Genomic DNA, 14,609 nt, shown 5'->3' with positions numbered 1-14,609 from the left:
TCAGTGTAATAACGAGCCATGTCAAAACGAGTGTCGATGTGTTTGAGTCGAGTATCGAATGACAGTGCTTCTCTCTTTGTTACTTTTAAAATGCGACCTGTTTTTGGATTGCTTAAACCTTTTTTTTGACTTTATTTATAAAAAACGCCATAAAAAGTGATCTTGTTCCCAATCATCTGTAAACCCGCCATTTTCCGGCTTTAGCACGGCCAATTTGTTTATATCCATTGCAATCATGCTGTAAGAAACACAAATAAAAAAAGCGAGCCTAAGCTCGCTTTTTCTTTTCAAATCAATCATATAGGTTCAAGCATTGAACAAATAATATCAGGTTATGGCTCAAGTAGCGCCACCACATTATATCGAGAGGCATTTGCCTGAGCCAGCAGGGTCGGAACCGCATTATCCATTAGCTTTAGCGATACATTTTCAGGCGCTTCCAACCAGCTCGCTTCAATCACGCCATCACTGCTCACTAAGCCCGATTTCATCATATTGGTCGTAACTAGACGTTCCAGATCCTGGCTCACCTGTCGCTGCACCTTACCCATCTGACTCAATGCCTGTTGAACCTTCTGCATCATGCGTTCAATATCAGCTAAGGCCTTACGGGTAGACTGTGGCTTAGCGAACTCCAAATCCTGAGGCTCGACAGCCTGCTTATCATGAGGTTCCAGCTTGGCCTTCACAGGATTGCCCGCCGGCAGTATTTGCCCGCCGCCCGACATCCAAACACCTTTTTTAACTTCCGGCCACTGCTCTTTCGGTACAGAAAAAGCCAAATCACCATACTTATCCACATCAACCTGGATATTACGTGGCGCAAATGCCTGATTCATATTATCGGCAATCTCATTGATATTTTCATCGTTATCAATGCGAACCCTAACCGAACCCGGCGTCCCGGAATCAAACTGGAAACGTAAAATCTCATCTTGCTGACGCATGGTATTCAGACGCAGGCCTTTCATTGAAAAGCCTTCTTGTTGCGGCTGCTCACTAAGACGTGGCGTCAAATCATGATGCAGTACCGGCTCATTTTCATATTTGGTTTCACGCGTCAACTTAACCAGTTTATTTTTCAGCTGGTGCAATGTTTGCTGCAGCTGATCTTTTTTATTTTCCTGGACATTAAGTGAACGGCGAGCAGCCTGGCGTAATTGCCCAAGTAGCTCACTGGCTTCTTGCAATGCCTTCTGAGTACTCTGAGCCTGAGCGGCTTGACGGTGCGCCAGGCTAGTCTGAACTAAAAGGCTCCCCCGCTTATTTCCTGCCAGGTTTGAGTGTTGTTGCTGTTGTTGTTTTTGCTGTTTTTCACTGACCTTAGGGACAACAGCAACAGGTTGTTGTTTCGCAACGCGATCTGCCGACGTACTGTCGCCACTTCGTAGGGTATTGTGGCTAGAGGTAATTTGATTAACCAATGTGGCCTCGTATTTTAATCTATAAAGGTCAGGGTTGAGCTATCTGGCCCAATCGAGTAACCCGATTACATCAATTTAAACAGGGACAAGTTCTGAATTTTGCTATAGGTCATCTGAGTGGCCTGTAGTGCAGCCATTTGAGTGTTCATTTCCAGAATCGCCTCGCTGTAATCCAAATCTTTTACATCACCGATCAGTTTTTTATTCAGCAACTTATTGTCTTCATGAGAACCTTCAATCCTGGTCAGCGAGTTACGCTTACCACCAATATCGGCCCAAACTTTATTAATCGAGTCCAATGCAGTATCGATCTCACCTTGCGCTAAAGTAACTTTAGCTGTAATAGCGTTACCACTAACAGCCGGATCACGCAGCGCTGAAATCGCCTGATCAAGCGTATTGAATATATCATTTCCACCGCTAAAGAAAATCGATTCTGCCGTTTGGTTAGCAGGGATTGTGGTTGATTCCGCCACTTGTACCATTCGTTGGTCAGCATTGCCCATGTAAGTATACTTACCCGTAGCAGGATCTTTAGCAATTGGTTGAGTATCAGTTTTTGTACCAGAAAAAATGTAGTCGCCATTCGGGTTCTTGCTGTTAGCAATGTCTGCTAGCTGTTCCAGAATCGAATCCAGTTCAGTCGCAATCGCCTCTCGGCCCACCATGGTACTATTGCTGGCATTATTTACACTAACAATCAACTCCTGGGCGCGCAATACCGCATTGTGCGATGCATCCAGATGTGACTCAGTCTGGCCAAGCTGAGCTTCCATGTTCGTAATGTTTTTCTGAAACTGGTTAATATTGGCCTGCTCGCGATCGAGCATCATCAGCTGAACTGAGCCTAATGGGTCATCCGACGGTTTAAGCATTCGCTCTTGCGAAGTTAACTGCATATAGTTTCTGTTTACCCCGGAAGTCGAGGTCTGCATGCTGGAGAGCATGACAGTATTAAGCTGGGCCGTACTTAAACGCATATGACTACTTTCCTAATTATTCTGGTCGCGGTTAGCGGAACATGGACAACGTGACATCAAAAAGCTGCTGTGCCGTTGAGATCACCTGGGCATTAGCCTGATACATCTGGGTATAGGTCATAATGCTGGCCGCTTCTTCATCCAGATTAACCCCACTGATAGTGGCGCGATCGCCCTCGGCTTGTTTTACCAGCGACTTAGCCGCCTCTGTATCCGATTCAATCTGAGCTGTTTCAATCGCCCAGTCACCCATCATACCGGTATAGCTACTATGAATCGGTTTACTGTCCAGCTTCGCAATCGCAGTCTTAAATTTATCAGCCTCTGCCGGCGTCAGCTTCGTTGTATCAATAGATACCGGAGCATTTTTCAAGTCGATCAGCTGCTGCAGGGTTTCACTGTTACCCGGCTCACCGGCCTTAGAGGCAAATGCCAATTGCTTAGGGTCATCAACCAATAATGTCAGATTCTTTGCAGCGCCTTCGATCTGGTCCACGCCACCAAACACTGCTTGCCCTGGGTTATCGTTGAGATCAAAGCCTTTAGCATGAGTTTCATTGAATTGAGTCGCGAAGCTGTATGCCATCACATCCAGCTCTTGCTGCAACTCTTTCAGCTCACCGTCACGGTATTGGATCAAACCACCCAGGGTACCGCCCATTTTATTGTCCAGCGCCAAACGACCATTACCTCGTTGCAGCTCCAGGCTACCATCCGGAGTCTGGTTCAGTTTGCTGGCCTGACTGCCATTAACCAGCGGCTGGCCCTGATCCAACGTGACAGTAATCGTACCATCGTCGTTATAGTTGGTATTCACATCCATCATTGATGACAGTTGGCGAATGGCCTCATCACGGGAGTCCAACAGATCCGTCATCTCATTGTCAGCACTGTTGCGCAAGCTGTCATTCATTCTGGCGATACTGGCAGTCAACGAGTTGGCTTTCGATAACGCTGCATCGAGCTGACCATTAACCTGCTTGGTCTGGTTATCCAGCTGCGAATTCATGTTATTAAACCGCTGAACCATAGATTGGCTCTGGCTAAGAATAGTCTGGCGGTGAGCGACGTCTTGCGGAGCTGTTGATGCCTCACTCAGTGCGGCATTAAAACGGTCCAGCCCCTTATTGATGCTTGAACTCTCATTATTCAGCAATATTTCGGTTTTCGACATGTACTGATGACGAACAGAGTTATAACCCCAAGAACCTTTTTGTTTGTAAATCTGTTGGTTGAGATAATTATCAGCCATGCGCTCGACACTACTTACCCCAACACCAGCACCACCGTGACTGTTCACCTCGGCACCGAAACCGACACGCTGACGGCTGTAACCAGCAGTATTCACGTTGGCAATATTGTGTGCAGTGACCGACAGCCCCGCATTGGAGGAATTCAAGCCTGATAGGCCGATATTAATTATGCTCATAACTCTTCGTCATCCAGATGGTGATTCAATTGCTGCGACAAGGGAGTCACCCCACGCCACCACTGAGGCCGTTCAACCTGGCTATAGTTGATTTCAGCATCGGTTAACAGCGGGCTTGCCGATCTCGGCAGGATTTCCTGCCCTTCATGTTGGACCATAGCGACCGTTTGGTGCTTCGGCTTAAACGCTTCGTGCTGTCCAAGTTGCTTTACCAGCATGTCGGCAATGCCAAGGCTCTGTTGCTGGCTCATTTCTACCGCAATCTGGCTATCGTGCATTGAACGGTAAAACTTCTGCTGCCGGCTGTTGAACAAGGAATCTTCCTCGTCATACATCGCATCAGATGCCTGGCGCATATGCTTGAGGACGGTCTGTAAAAACACCGCCTCGAACTGCCCAGCCGCCTGCTCCAGTGCTTCCATCTTGTCGCCATTGGCTTTGATGTTCTGCAAACTGGTCAGATCGTTATACATTGCAGTATGTGTTTCGTTATCCTGAATTTTCATTACAGCACCACTAGCTCACCATCAAGCGCACCGGCTTCATCCAGTGCAATCAGAATTGCCATCAGATCGTTTGGTGTCGCGCCCAGGCTATTCACCGCATCGACAATCGTCTGCAGTGATGTCCCCTCACCGCTGTCAGGCCAGATGAAGACCTTGCCTTTCTCTTGATCAATCGACACATCCGACTCTGGTGTTACCGTAGTATTACCGCGACCAAAAGCATTCGGCTGGCTCACGTTATAGCCTTCAGCCACACTCACGGTCAGGTTACCGTGGCTGACTGCAGCGGAATGTACCCGCACTTCCTTACCCACGACGATAGTACCGGTACGGGCATTGAAGACAACCTTGGCTTTACGTGGCCCCGGATTAACATCCAGGTTTTCCAGCATCGCTAGGAAAGTAACACGCTGGCTTTGCTCATGCGGTGCACGCACTTCAATACGGGCATGGCTCTGCGCCACAGCGACCCCCGGGCCAAAAACTTTATTAATTTCTTTTTCGATATTACGGGCAGTATTGAAACCAGGGCGCTTAAGATTAAGCACAACATCGGTAGCCGTCAGGAACGAAGATGGAATTTCACGCTCAATGATCCCACCATTAGGGATCAAACCCGCTGTCGGGATATTAATGGTGATCCCACTGCCGCTATTGCCTTCAGCCTTCACACCACCAACAACCAGATTACCCTGCGCTACCGCATAAATTTGCCCATCAAGACCTTTAAGCGGAGTCATCAACAAGGTACCGCCACGCAAACTTTTTGCATCACCGATAGAAGAGACTGTGATATCCAGTTCCTGGCCCTTACTTGCCAATGGCGGAATCGTGGCATGAACAGCTACGGCAGCAACGTTCTTCAGCTTCGGATCGGCATTGGCAGGCAGCTGAACCCCGAACTGGCTCAGCATGTTCTTGACAGACTGGGAGGTAAATTTAGTCTGGCTCTTATCACCTGTGCCGCTCAGACCGACAACCAGGCCGTAACCGACCAGCTGGTTGTCACGCACACCCTGGATATCTACCAGGCTTAATAGCGGTCGAGCCTGCCCCAACAAAGGAAAAAGGCAAAAAAGCAGACCGATAATTATTTTTTTCATCGCCATTAGATAGGGAACCAAGAGCTGTTAAAGAATCGGGATAGCCAGCCGGCTTCGTTGGCATCAGCCAAGGCACCGCGGCCGGAATAGGTGATACGGGCATCACCCAGACGCTGGGAAGACACGCGGTTTGAACCGTCAATATCATCCACCCGCACCAGGCCAGAAAGACGAATAAACTCGTCTCCCTGATTGAGCTTGAGCCATTTTTCACCACGGACTCTCAGCACACCGTTTGGCAGCACTTCTGCCACCATAACGGTAATGTTGCCCGACAGGGAGTTTTGCTGCGAGCTTGATGACGAGCCCTTAAAATCACGCTCACCATTAAGAGAAACCTGCCCCTTGAGATAAGTCGTCCCGGCAAGAATCGGCGGGGCTATTGACGCGCTACTTTCTTTACCAAAGCTAGTGCCGGCCTTTTTACTGGAGCGAGTCTGCTCGTCCAGTTCAACCGTCAGGATATCGCCGATTCGAAAAGCACGGCGATCCTGGAACAGTGCCATCCCGTAGTTGGCACTGAACAGGCTCCCGTCCGGGTCGACTTTGTATTCAGGAAAATCCATCGTCGACTTGATCTCTTCCGGCTGAACATCGACGAACGAAGACACCGGCGCACAGCCAGCCAGCAGAAGCAACCCAAGAAAATATATTACGCGTAACATGCCCCAATACTCACATTGATTGGCTGACGAATTTCAGCATTTGATCGGCACTTGATACTACCTTGGCGTTCATCTCATAAGCGCGCTGGGTAGTGATCATGTTGACCATTTCTTCCACCACGTTCACGTTAGAACCTTCAAGGCTGAACTGGCTGATCTGACCCATACCGTCTTCACCGGCAATACCTTCAATCGGTGCACCTGATGCGCCGGATTCTTTAAACAAGTTACCACCTAAAGCCTCCAGGCCTGCCGGGTTGGTAAAGTTTGCCAGGGTGATCTGACCAATTTCCTGTGGCTGAGGATCGTCAGATGTTGTAATCGACACAATACCGTCAGAGCCAACACTGAAATTGGTCGCATTATTCGGGATCTCAACATTCGGCATCAGCGGCAGACCAGATGCAGTTACCAGTGTACCTTCCGAGTTGCGGTGGAACTGGCCGTTACGGGTATAAGCCGTATTACCGTCTGCCAGCTCAACCTGAAAGAACCCTGAACCCAGAATTGCCATATCAGTCGACTGCTCGGTATTCTGGTAGGCACCGGTTTTCATCAGCTTCTGAGTACCAATAGTGCGAACACCATTACCCAGCTGCAAACCACCCGGAGTTTCATTTTGCTGATCAGCCATCGAACCCGGCTGCTTTTTCATCTGATAAAACAGATCTTCAAAAACCGCGCGGTCCTGTTTGAAACCGACGGTGTTAACGTTAGCCAGGTTATTCGAAATAACCTGCATTTGGGTATCTTGTGCCGCCAGGCCTGTTTTACTGACCCAAAGTGCTGCGTGCATGTTGCTTTGCTCCTAAAAAATATTCCGCCCCTGCTGCCAGGGACGACTATCAGCCTGATAAACCGGAATTAACTACCGCGAACAATTCGGTTGCCGGCATTAGCCAAACTTTCTGCTGTTTTCATCATCTTGATCTGAAACTCAAAGTTCCGCGACAACGAGATATTACTAACCAGCGCATCAATGGCATTAACGTTACTGCTTTCCAGGTAACCCGAGGCTACTGTGACGGTTTCGTCCATCTCGGCTTCACCTCCAGCGCCTGCGACTCGAAATAAGCCATCTTCACCTTTACGAAAGTTTGCTAAGTCCGGCTTCACCAGTTTCAAACGACCAACTTCCTGAACCAGACCACCACCTTCAGGCACAATTGAAATCGTGCCGTCGGTGCCAATATCCAGCTGCTTATATTGCGGGATAGCAATCGGGCCACCGTCCCCCATCACCGGGCGGTCACCCAGCATCAGCTCGCCTTCTGCATTCAGGTGAAAGTTACCTGCTCGGGTATAGGCTTCATCGTTTTCACCGGCCTGAACCGCAAAGAAGCCCTCACCGCGAATCGCGATATCAAACGGATTATCAGTATGCTGCAGAGCACCACTGGAGAAGTCCGTACCACCAGCACGTGCCGCGACCAGAGTTCGGCTTTGAAAGCCATCTCCCTTAACAGCCACACTTTCCGCCTGCTCAATATCAGCACGGAAGCCGGAAGTGTTAACGTTAGCCAGGTTGTTAGCGTGCACCTGCTGCGCCATCATCACCCGGCTTGCGCCAGACATGGCAGTAAATAGCAACTTATCCATACCCTGCTCCTAAGGCTTATAGATTCTGGAACAGGATCTGGGTCATTTCCTGCGATACCTGAATGGTCTTCGCATTCGCCTGGTAGTTGCTCTGCGCAGACATCAGGCCAACCATTTCACTGGTCAGGTCTACGTTTGAGTTCTCAAACATACCAGTACGAAGCTGACCCAGCTGGCCGGAGCCAGCAATGCCCGTCAGTGGCGCACCGGAAGAGAAGCTCTGGGTCCAGCGGGTGCCACCAGCCTGCTGTAGACCTTCCTGGTTTGGGAAGCGAGCAAGAACAATCTGGCCCTGAGCCTTGGTCTGACCGTTGGAGTAACGCGCGTACACAGTACCGTCAGCTTCAAAGTACCAGCCCGCCATCTTGCCCGGTGCATAGCCATTCTGCGAGTTCTTGTTGATAGAGAACTCACTGCCGTACTGGCTCACTTCCGCCATGTCAAATTTTACAGTTTGTGCATTGGCGCCATTGGTTGGATTAATTGCCAGGTCTACATTGGCCGGAGCCAACAGCTTACCGGTCGCATCAAACGTCACATCAACATCTTTTAGAGCCAGAGCAGCCTGATCATCTACCTGATAGTGAGCCTTCCACGCGTTAGGACCGGTTTTCACGTAGTACTGGGTCACTTCATGCTCGGCACCGATGGAGTCGTAGACTGTGGTGGTCACACTTGATGTGAAGGTGGTCGGATCTTCTTTATCAAAAGGCTTAACTGCCGGGTCAATCGCTACCGAACTCGCATCCAGGTTCAGGCCCAAATCCACCTGAGAGGTAGTTTTGGCAGCCATATCGCCGGTTTCAACGGTTAGTTCGCTCATCGTACCGTTCTGGATCTGGCCGCTTTCGTTCGCGCCGTAACCCTGCAGGCGGTAACCATCAGCAGTTTCAATGTAACCGTCAGCACTCAGGTTGAAGACACCATTACGGGTGTACATCTGCTGGCCGTTGTTCTCCACCATGAAGAAACCTTCACCGTTGATCGCCAGGTCTCCATTACGGTTAGTTGGCGTGGTTGCACCGCCCATGAAGCTCTGGCGAACCGCTGCGACTTCCACACCGTTCATCTGACCACCACCAAATTCAGGAGCATAAATATCCTGGAATTCAGTACGTGATGACTTATAGCCAGCTGTGCCGACGTTGGCAATATTGTGGCTGATGGTGTTCATTTGCTCTGAGGTGGACTTCAGGCCACTCATACCAATGTTAATTGACATAACCTTTCCTACTTAATTCTTATTCGCTGACTTACTTACGCTGTAATTTCACGCATATCGTACATAGACATTTTGCCCAGCCCTTTCAGGCTCAGCAGGATAGTGCCACCATCGGATGGGATGTTGACTGACTCCACCTCGGCCGCAATCATCATTTTTTGCGTCCAGGCGTCATCACCTTTTTCAGCAACTACTTCAAAGGTGTAATTACCCGATCCCAGCTTATCGCCATCGATCTTAAATTCCGCCATACCGGAACCACGAGGGCCCAGCTTAATCTCATCAACCACTTTGCCTTTCTCGTCGTACACCATCACTTTGGCGGTATCAACCGGCTTGTCGAACTGAACACGGCCTTCAAGCACCTGGCCCTCAGCTACTTCCACTTCGCCCCGGGCTTCCATTAGTACTTTTTTACCAACCAAGTTGGTCGCCTGCAGCATCTCGACATTTTTTGAGCCGATGTTCAGGCTAGTCAGGCCTTTTTTCAGGCTTTCCAGACTCTCAACAGCAGACATCATACCCAGTTGACTCAGGTACTCGGTACCATCAGTCGGATTCAGCGGGTTCTGGTGCTGAACCTGCGCTACCATCATAGTCAGGAAGTCATTACCTGACAGGTTGTTACCGTTACGGGCTACCTGAGCCTCTGGTGAGGCCGACTTCTGGTTATACTGACTAGTCGTTGTAATTTGTGGCAAACTCACTTAGGTCTCCTAACTCATCTTGCCCAGGCGCAAAATACTCTGTTGCATGCTGCGAGCACGGCTCATTACATCAACGTTGGTTTCAAAATTACGCGATGCAGCCATCATGTCCGCCATTTCCTCAACTGCATTTACAGTCGAGTGAAACACGTAGCCTTCGGCATTCGCTTGTGGGTGGTTCGGATCATAGCGGCGACGTAGCGGCTCATTGCTCTCGACCACGTCGTCAATTTGTACCTTAGAACCGGCAACCGGGCTGTTCAGGTCAACCATCACAGTTGAAAAAACCGGTCGCTTAGCGCGATAGCCGGTTTTCTCCGAACCTGATACCACGTCCGCATTAGCCAAGTTACTGGCCACCGTATTCAGGCGAACGGTCTGTGCCGTCATTGCTGAACCGGCAATGTCATAAATCGTTGAAAAAGACATAGCAGTTACTGTCCGTTAATGGCTTTTTTCAAGCCGCTTAGTTTCATATTCAAGAAAGTGGTACTGGTTTCGAAAGCCATCGCATTCGAGGCGAACTTTGACTGTTCCACCCCCAGTTCAACAGTATTGCCATCCTGAGCCGGTTGGTTCGGGTTGCGATACAGCAGCTCGTAATTCTGAGGCTGTGGAGAACGACGGCGCGCCAGATGCTTGGCTCGGGCATCATTGGCGACATGAGCCATCGCATCTTCAAAACTGATATCACGCGCCTTGTAGTTTGGGGTATCGACATTCGCCAGGTTACTCGCCAATACCTTTGCGCGTTGAGTTCGAAACGCCAATGTATTAGGGTGTACCCCTAGTGCTTCTTCAAAATTAATTGCCATTGTTATTCGCCGTTGTACGCAATTACAAACCGTCTCGATGGTAAAACTGTAACTGTATAAAGCACGAAACGTGCCAATTTCATTTGCAATATAAATCAAATACTTATGGTCAATGCGCTGTGTATTCAAAGCTAAAGCGGAAGTGCCACTTCCGAGCGGAAATAGTCACCACCCTCTTGTTGCTGAGTGGATTATTTCCTGCGGTCAGCCTGAGTGCTGACACCGGAGAAAAAAGTGCAACCGAGCATGCCGTAAAGCGTTTTCTGGAACTGCAGGTCAAACGCTACGCTGCCAGCATCGGTAGCCAGGATTACCAAATCACCCTGAAACCTCTCGGGGAGCTACCTCACTGCGATGAAACCATTAGAAAAACGCTTAGCGAACCTGAACAGCCTATCGGCAGGCTGACCGTAACCCTGGAATGCCACCAGCCGAAATACTGGAAGGCAAGAACCCGGGCGGAAGTGAAAGTGTATCTTCCGCTGGTTGTTGCCAAACGTACACTCAGCCGCCACCAAACCATTGCCTTTGACGATCTGAGCCTGAAACGCAGCAATATCGCCTACTTACGCCGAAACTACTTCACCAGCCCCGGCGACCTGATCGGCCTGACCAGTCGCCGCAAGATAATTGCGGGTAAAATAATCAGTCCGAAGATGGTAGAATCGCCACAGCTGGTCCAGCGCAATGAAGAAGTGATCATCGAAGCCACGCTCGGTACGATGACAGCTAGGATGAAGGGAATAGCATTGGAGTCGGGTGCCAAAGGAAATACGATCCGGGTCCGGAACCTGTCATCCAACAAAGAGATTTTTGCGACGGTCACCGGCAAACAAAGAGTTAAAACGACCTTTTAGGTAACGTTCAATAAAATCATTTAAGTGTTCTGTTAACTGGTCGCTGTAAATCAGTAACCACAACATCTTTTTAAATGTGAAGGCTATGATTGGAAAAATTTCTCACTCACAACCTGTCGCAATGCCGACAGAAGCGACCAGCAAAACAGCTGCAAGCAAACAAGCGACACCTGCACAAGTTGAGCTTAGCCACGAGATGAAGTCACTACAATCTGCAAAACAATCGATGGAATCAGCACCTGACGTCGATATGGATAAAGTTGCGGAAATGAAAGCAATGCTGAAATCTGGCAACGTTTCAGTCAGCTTGGACAGCCTAGCTGACAGCATGATCGACTTCTATCAAGGGTAGAACTCATGAGCAGCAAAACGCAGCTAGTCAAAGCATTACTCGGCGAGCTGGCACAAGATGTAACAAGCTACCAACACCTGGCACAACAGCTTAAGCACCAGCAAGCTTTGTTGGTCAACCGCGATAGTCAGGCTTTGCTGTCACATAATGTCCAACTCCAGCAACTAATGCAGCAGCTAGGTGAACATGCCAAGCGCCGTAGCGAATATCTGGAATCTTTAGGGGTAAGTGCCGATGATGCCGGCATGAAGCGCCTGATGGCCGCACTGCCAGCTCAGTTCAGCCAACAAGGTAACCAGTTATGGAAAAAGCTCTACGAACTGACACTTCAGTGCCAAGAGCTGAACAATGCCAACGGACGTGTACTGGCACAACAAAAGCAAATGATTGATAAGTTGCTGAAACCAGAGCAGCAATTCTGTTATGGTCCGGGTCGCTGAAAGCTTTCAACAGATAGCTATCAGCGACATCAACGACGATGAAAAAAACGGTTCATCGAGAGTTCGTCTAGAACTTTCTGTTCCTGTCGATCCTGCTTAAGCTGGATCTGGGCCATACGCTTATCGATAATTTTATCGCCCATCTTGACCTGGCAATGTTGCTCGACCAAGCGCGCGTTCATACTACGAAGTTCTACTTCTGAAAGTGCCAATTCCTGACGCTGTAAGTTAGTCAAGTTATCCAGCTGATGACGAAAACGGCCAATGCCTTTCAACAGCAAAGCCGAAGCCTCGCTCCCACTTTCAACTGAATACTGTCCGGATAAGCTTTCCAATAGCTCCAGCCGCTGCTGGTGTGCCTGAGTTTGGTGATTCAGCTCTGTATAATGCTGCTGCAGCTCATCGAACTTTTTTTGCTGTTGATCCCGCCAGCTCTCAACCACTTTCACACGCTTCAACATGGATTAGCTTCCTCCAACTAACTGCATCAACTGCTGCTGACTCTCTGTAAGCGGAACCGAATCGTGGATCCCCTGCTGCAGAAAACCGCAAATCTCAGGGTAATAATGCACAGCCATATCCAGGTTCTGATCCTGGCCCTGCTGGTAACCACCGAGGGAAATCAAATCCTGTACCTGACGGTAACGGGCATACAGCTGCTTCACCCGCTGAGCTTTTTTAAGCTGCTCCGGCGCAACTACCTGTGGCATCGCACGACTTATCGACTGCTCGATGTCAATGGCAGGGTAATGCCCTTGCTCGGCCAATTCGCGATTAAGTACGATATGACCATCCAAAATCGCACGGGCCGCATCGGCAATCGGATCCTGCTGATCATCACCTTCCGACAATACCGTATAGAAAGCAGTAATCGACCCCCGCTCTGTCGCGCCGTTACCGGCTCGCTCAACAAGCTGAGGCAATAAACTAAATACTGAAGGCGGGTAACCTTTGGTTGCCGGTGGCTCACCGACAGCTAGGGCAATTTCACGCTGAGCCTGGGCATAACGGGTCAGTGAATCCATCAGCAACAGGACATCATGGCCCTGATCGCGAAAAAATTCAGCGATCCGGTGGCACAACACTGATGCCCGTAATCGCATTAGCGGCGGATCATCCGCCGGTGAAGCAATCACGACCGCATTTTTCATTCCTTCAGGACCAAGCGAGTGCTCGATAAATTCACGCACCTCACGGCCACGCTCACCGATCAGGCCAACCACGGTGATTTCTGCCGAGGTATTGCGTGTCATCATCCCGAGCAACACACTCTTACCAACACCACTACCGGCAAACAAGCCCATACGCTGACCCTTACCAACACTGAGCATACCGTTGATTGCCCTTACCCCGACATCGAGCTGGGTGGAAATGGGCAAACGTTGCAGCGGGTTAATTGATTCGCCATGAAGATTAATACGATGCTCGACCGCTAACTGGCCTTTGCCATCTAACGGCTCACCAAGGCCGTTAAGCACCCTGCCGAGCATATTAAAGCCAACATTAATTTTGCTGTCACCATGAAGGGGCAGTACACGGCTGCCCGGCCTTAAGCCCGTCGTGTGACGGATAGGCATCAGAACTGAGGCGTTACGGTCAAAGCCCACGACTTCCGCTTCCACCAAAGTACCGAGTTCTGTTTCAATCATACAGCGCTGGCCGGTGCTCAACCGGCAGCCTACGGCTTCCAGAGTCAACCCTGCCATGCGGGTCAATCGGCCATAGGTGCGGGCAACCGGCACGTCAGGAACCTGCTCGACGGCCGAGGATAAGCGAGCATTTAGCTCCTGAAAAATATCACGCATCAGTTAATAGATTGTCTCGTATTGATTCCATGCATGCTTCAAGGCGCTCCTCACTATCAGCGAACGACTCTGAATCACTTGTTACCACGCGGCAGCTACCTACTGCCAACGACTCATCCGGTTTTAGGTTCCAGCTACTAATCTGTTCCGGTACTAAATCCACCAGACGCTGACAGTCTTGCGGATTCAGGTAAATCTCAAGTTCCGGCTTATGCTCCGGCATCTGAGCCAGGGTCTCTTCGATCAGGTTAACCATCTGGCTTGGCATCAATGTCAGTTCAGCCCGGATCACCTGACGCGCGACTTTCTGAACCAAGTCGCAAATCATCTCGCTTTGCTGGCGCACATGCTGGTGAAAAACCTGCTGGATCTGCTGCATCAGCTGATCAACAGAAGTAACCGTCCCCCCCATCTGCTGCTGCACCTGGGTAACACCTTCACGGACACCTTGCTGGCGACCTTGTTCCAGCCCCTGCTGCTCACCGGCTTGCTGTCCCTGGGTCAGACCTTCCTGATAGCCCTGCTCAAAACCTTTTTGCTGACCGTCCTGAAAGCCATCATTGAACTCATCCTGGTAGGAAGAGCCACCCGCAGACAGATCATCACCGAACAAATCTTCTTCCGGCTCAACTAAGGGCGGAAAATGATAATTGCGGTACTGACCCATCTGAGGATGAAGAATTGTGACTGCCTGCTTCTTCATAC

The 14,609-nt window shown here is 49.8% G+C and carries 19 protein-coding genes; 3 read left to right on the top strand and 16 right to left on the bottom strand.

What is annotated here, in order from left to right:
* Window positions 1–135: 135 nt before the first annotated feature.
* From Q0852_RS15945 to flgB, 13 genes are all read right to left on the bottom strand, one after another.
* On the bottom strand, window positions 136–300 hold the full coding sequence (locus Q0852_RS15945) for a hypothetical protein (RefSeq protein ID WP_299019611.1): 165 nt from the start codon (window positions 298–300) through the stop codon (window positions 136–138).
* 32 nt (window positions 301–332) lie between these two features.
* Window positions 333–1,424, bottom strand: a complete 1,092-nt coding sequence (locus Q0852_RS15940; protein WP_299019608.1) for a hypothetical protein — start codon at window positions 1,422–1,424, stop codon at window positions 333–335.
* 65 nt (window positions 1,425–1,489) lie between these two features.
* The gene (gene flgL, locus Q0852_RS15935; protein WP_299019606.1) at window positions 1,490–2,404 is read right to left on the bottom strand and encodes a flagellar hook-associated protein FlgL; all 915 of its coding nucleotides are present in this window, start codon (window positions 2,402–2,404) and stop codon (window positions 1,490–1,492) included.
* A 31-nt stretch (window positions 2,405–2,435) separates the two neighbouring features.
* On the bottom strand, window positions 2,436–3,833 hold the full coding sequence (gene flgK / locus Q0852_RS15930) for a flagellar hook-associated protein FlgK (protein WP_299019603.1): 1,398 nt from the start codon (window positions 3,831–3,833) through the stop codon (window positions 2,436–2,438).
* Window positions 3,830–4,339, bottom strand: coding sequence for a rod-binding protein (locus Q0852_RS15925; protein WP_299019602.1), 510 nt, complete (start codon window positions 4,337–4,339; stop codon window positions 3,830–3,832). Before Q0852_RS15925 ends, flgK begins: the two co-directional genes overlap by 4 nt.
* Window positions 4,339–5,442, bottom strand: a complete 1,104-nt coding sequence (locus Q0852_RS15920; protein ID WP_299019656.1) for a flagellar basal body P-ring protein FlgI — start codon at window positions 5,440–5,442, stop codon at window positions 4,339–4,341. Before Q0852_RS15920 ends, Q0852_RS15925 begins: the two co-directional genes overlap by 1 nt.
* A gap of 5 nt (window positions 5,443–5,447) precedes the next feature.
* Window positions 5,448–6,107, bottom strand: coding sequence for a flagellar basal body L-ring protein FlgH (gene flgH / locus Q0852_RS15915; RefSeq protein ID WP_299019601.1), 660 nt, complete (start codon window positions 6,105–6,107; stop codon window positions 5,448–5,450).
* A gap of 10 nt (window positions 6,108–6,117) precedes the next feature.
* The gene (gene flgG, locus Q0852_RS15910) at window positions 6,118–6,903 is read right to left on the bottom strand and encodes a flagellar basal-body rod protein FlgG (protein ID WP_299019599.1); all 786 of its coding nucleotides are present in this window, start codon (window positions 6,901–6,903) and stop codon (window positions 6,118–6,120) included.
* A gap of 68 nt (window positions 6,904–6,971) precedes the next feature.
* The gene (gene flgF, locus Q0852_RS15905) at window positions 6,972–7,706 is read right to left on the bottom strand and encodes a flagellar basal-body rod protein FlgF (protein WP_299019596.1); all 735 of its coding nucleotides are present in this window, start codon (window positions 7,704–7,706) and stop codon (window positions 6,972–6,974) included.
* 16 nt (window positions 7,707–7,722) lie between these two features.
* Complete coding sequence (gene flgE / locus Q0852_RS15900; protein ID WP_299019594.1) at window positions 7,723–8,928, bottom strand: flagellar hook protein FlgE; 1,206 nt, start codon at window positions 8,926–8,928, stop codon at window positions 7,723–7,725.
* A gap of 35 nt (window positions 8,929–8,963) precedes the next feature.
* Complete coding sequence (locus Q0852_RS15895; protein WP_299019593.1) at window positions 8,964–9,635, bottom strand: flagellar hook capping FlgD N-terminal domain-containing protein; 672 nt, start codon at window positions 9,633–9,635, stop codon at window positions 8,964–8,966.
* A gap of 9 nt (window positions 9,636–9,644) precedes the next feature.
* Complete coding sequence (flgC, locus tag Q0852_RS15890) at window positions 9,645–10,064, bottom strand: flagellar basal body rod protein FlgC (RefSeq protein WP_299019591.1); 420 nt, start codon at window positions 10,062–10,064, stop codon at window positions 9,645–9,647.
* A gap of 5 nt (window positions 10,065–10,069) precedes the next feature.
* A complete protein-coding gene (gene flgB, locus Q0852_RS15885; protein WP_299019589.1) occupies window positions 10,070–10,450 on the bottom strand; it encodes a flagellar basal body rod protein FlgB in 381 nt (126 codons plus the stop codon).
* A 119-nt stretch (window positions 10,451–10,569) separates the two neighbouring features.
* On the opposite strand from flgB, the gene flgA reads away from it, so the two are divergent.
* The 3 genes from flgA (at window position 10,570) to Q0852_RS15870 (ending at window position 12,099) form a co-directional block, all read left to right on the top strand.
* On the top strand, window positions 10,570–11,307 hold the full coding sequence (gene flgA / locus Q0852_RS15880) for a flagellar basal body P-ring formation chaperone FlgA (RefSeq protein ID WP_299019587.1): 738 nt from the start codon (window positions 10,570–10,572) through the stop codon (window positions 11,305–11,307).
* Window positions 11,308–11,392: 85 nt separating this feature from the next.
* Window positions 11,393–11,659 carry a flagellar biosynthesis anti-sigma factor FlgM gene (flgM, locus tag Q0852_RS15875; protein ID WP_299019585.1) on the top strand — a complete coding sequence of 89 codons (267 nt, stop codon included), beginning with the start codon at window positions 11,393–11,395 and terminating at the stop codon, window positions 11,657–11,659.
* 5 nt (window positions 11,660–11,664) lie between these two features.
* Window positions 11,665–12,099 carry a flagellar protein FlgN gene (locus Q0852_RS15870; RefSeq protein ID WP_299019584.1) on the top strand — a complete coding sequence of 145 codons (435 nt, stop codon included), beginning with the start codon at window positions 11,665–11,667 and terminating at the stop codon, window positions 12,097–12,099.
* A gap of 29 nt (window positions 12,100–12,128) precedes the next feature.
* Here the strand turns inward: Q0852_RS15870 and Q0852_RS15865 are convergent, their stop codons facing one another.
* From Q0852_RS15865 to fliH, 3 genes are read right to left on the bottom strand one after another with little or no spacing between them, the layout of a single operon-like run.
* Window positions 12,129–12,560 carry a flagellar export protein FliJ gene (locus tag Q0852_RS15865; protein WP_299019582.1) on the bottom strand — a complete coding sequence of 144 codons (432 nt, stop codon included), beginning with the start codon at window positions 12,558–12,560 and terminating at the stop codon, window positions 12,129–12,131.
* 3 nt (window positions 12,561–12,563) lie between these two features.
* Window positions 12,564–13,904 carry a flagellar protein export ATPase FliI gene (gene fliI, locus Q0852_RS15860; protein ID WP_299019580.1) on the bottom strand — a complete coding sequence of 447 codons (1,341 nt, stop codon included), beginning with the start codon at window positions 13,902–13,904 and terminating at the stop codon, window positions 12,564–12,566.
* Complete coding sequence (gene fliH, locus Q0852_RS15855) at window positions 13,897–14,607, bottom strand: flagellar assembly protein FliH (RefSeq protein ID WP_299019578.1); 711 nt, start codon at window positions 14,605–14,607, stop codon at window positions 13,897–13,899. The genes fliI and fliH overlap by 8 nt, the downstream gene beginning before the upstream one ends.
* Window positions 14,608–14,609: the final 2 nt, after the last annotated feature.

This window comes from uncultured Photobacterium sp. (assembly GCF_947502415.1).
Lineage (GTDB): Bacteria > Pseudomonadota > Gammaproteobacteria > Enterobacterales > Vibrionaceae > Photobacterium.
This window is presented reverse-complemented; position numbering and strand designations above follow the sequence as displayed.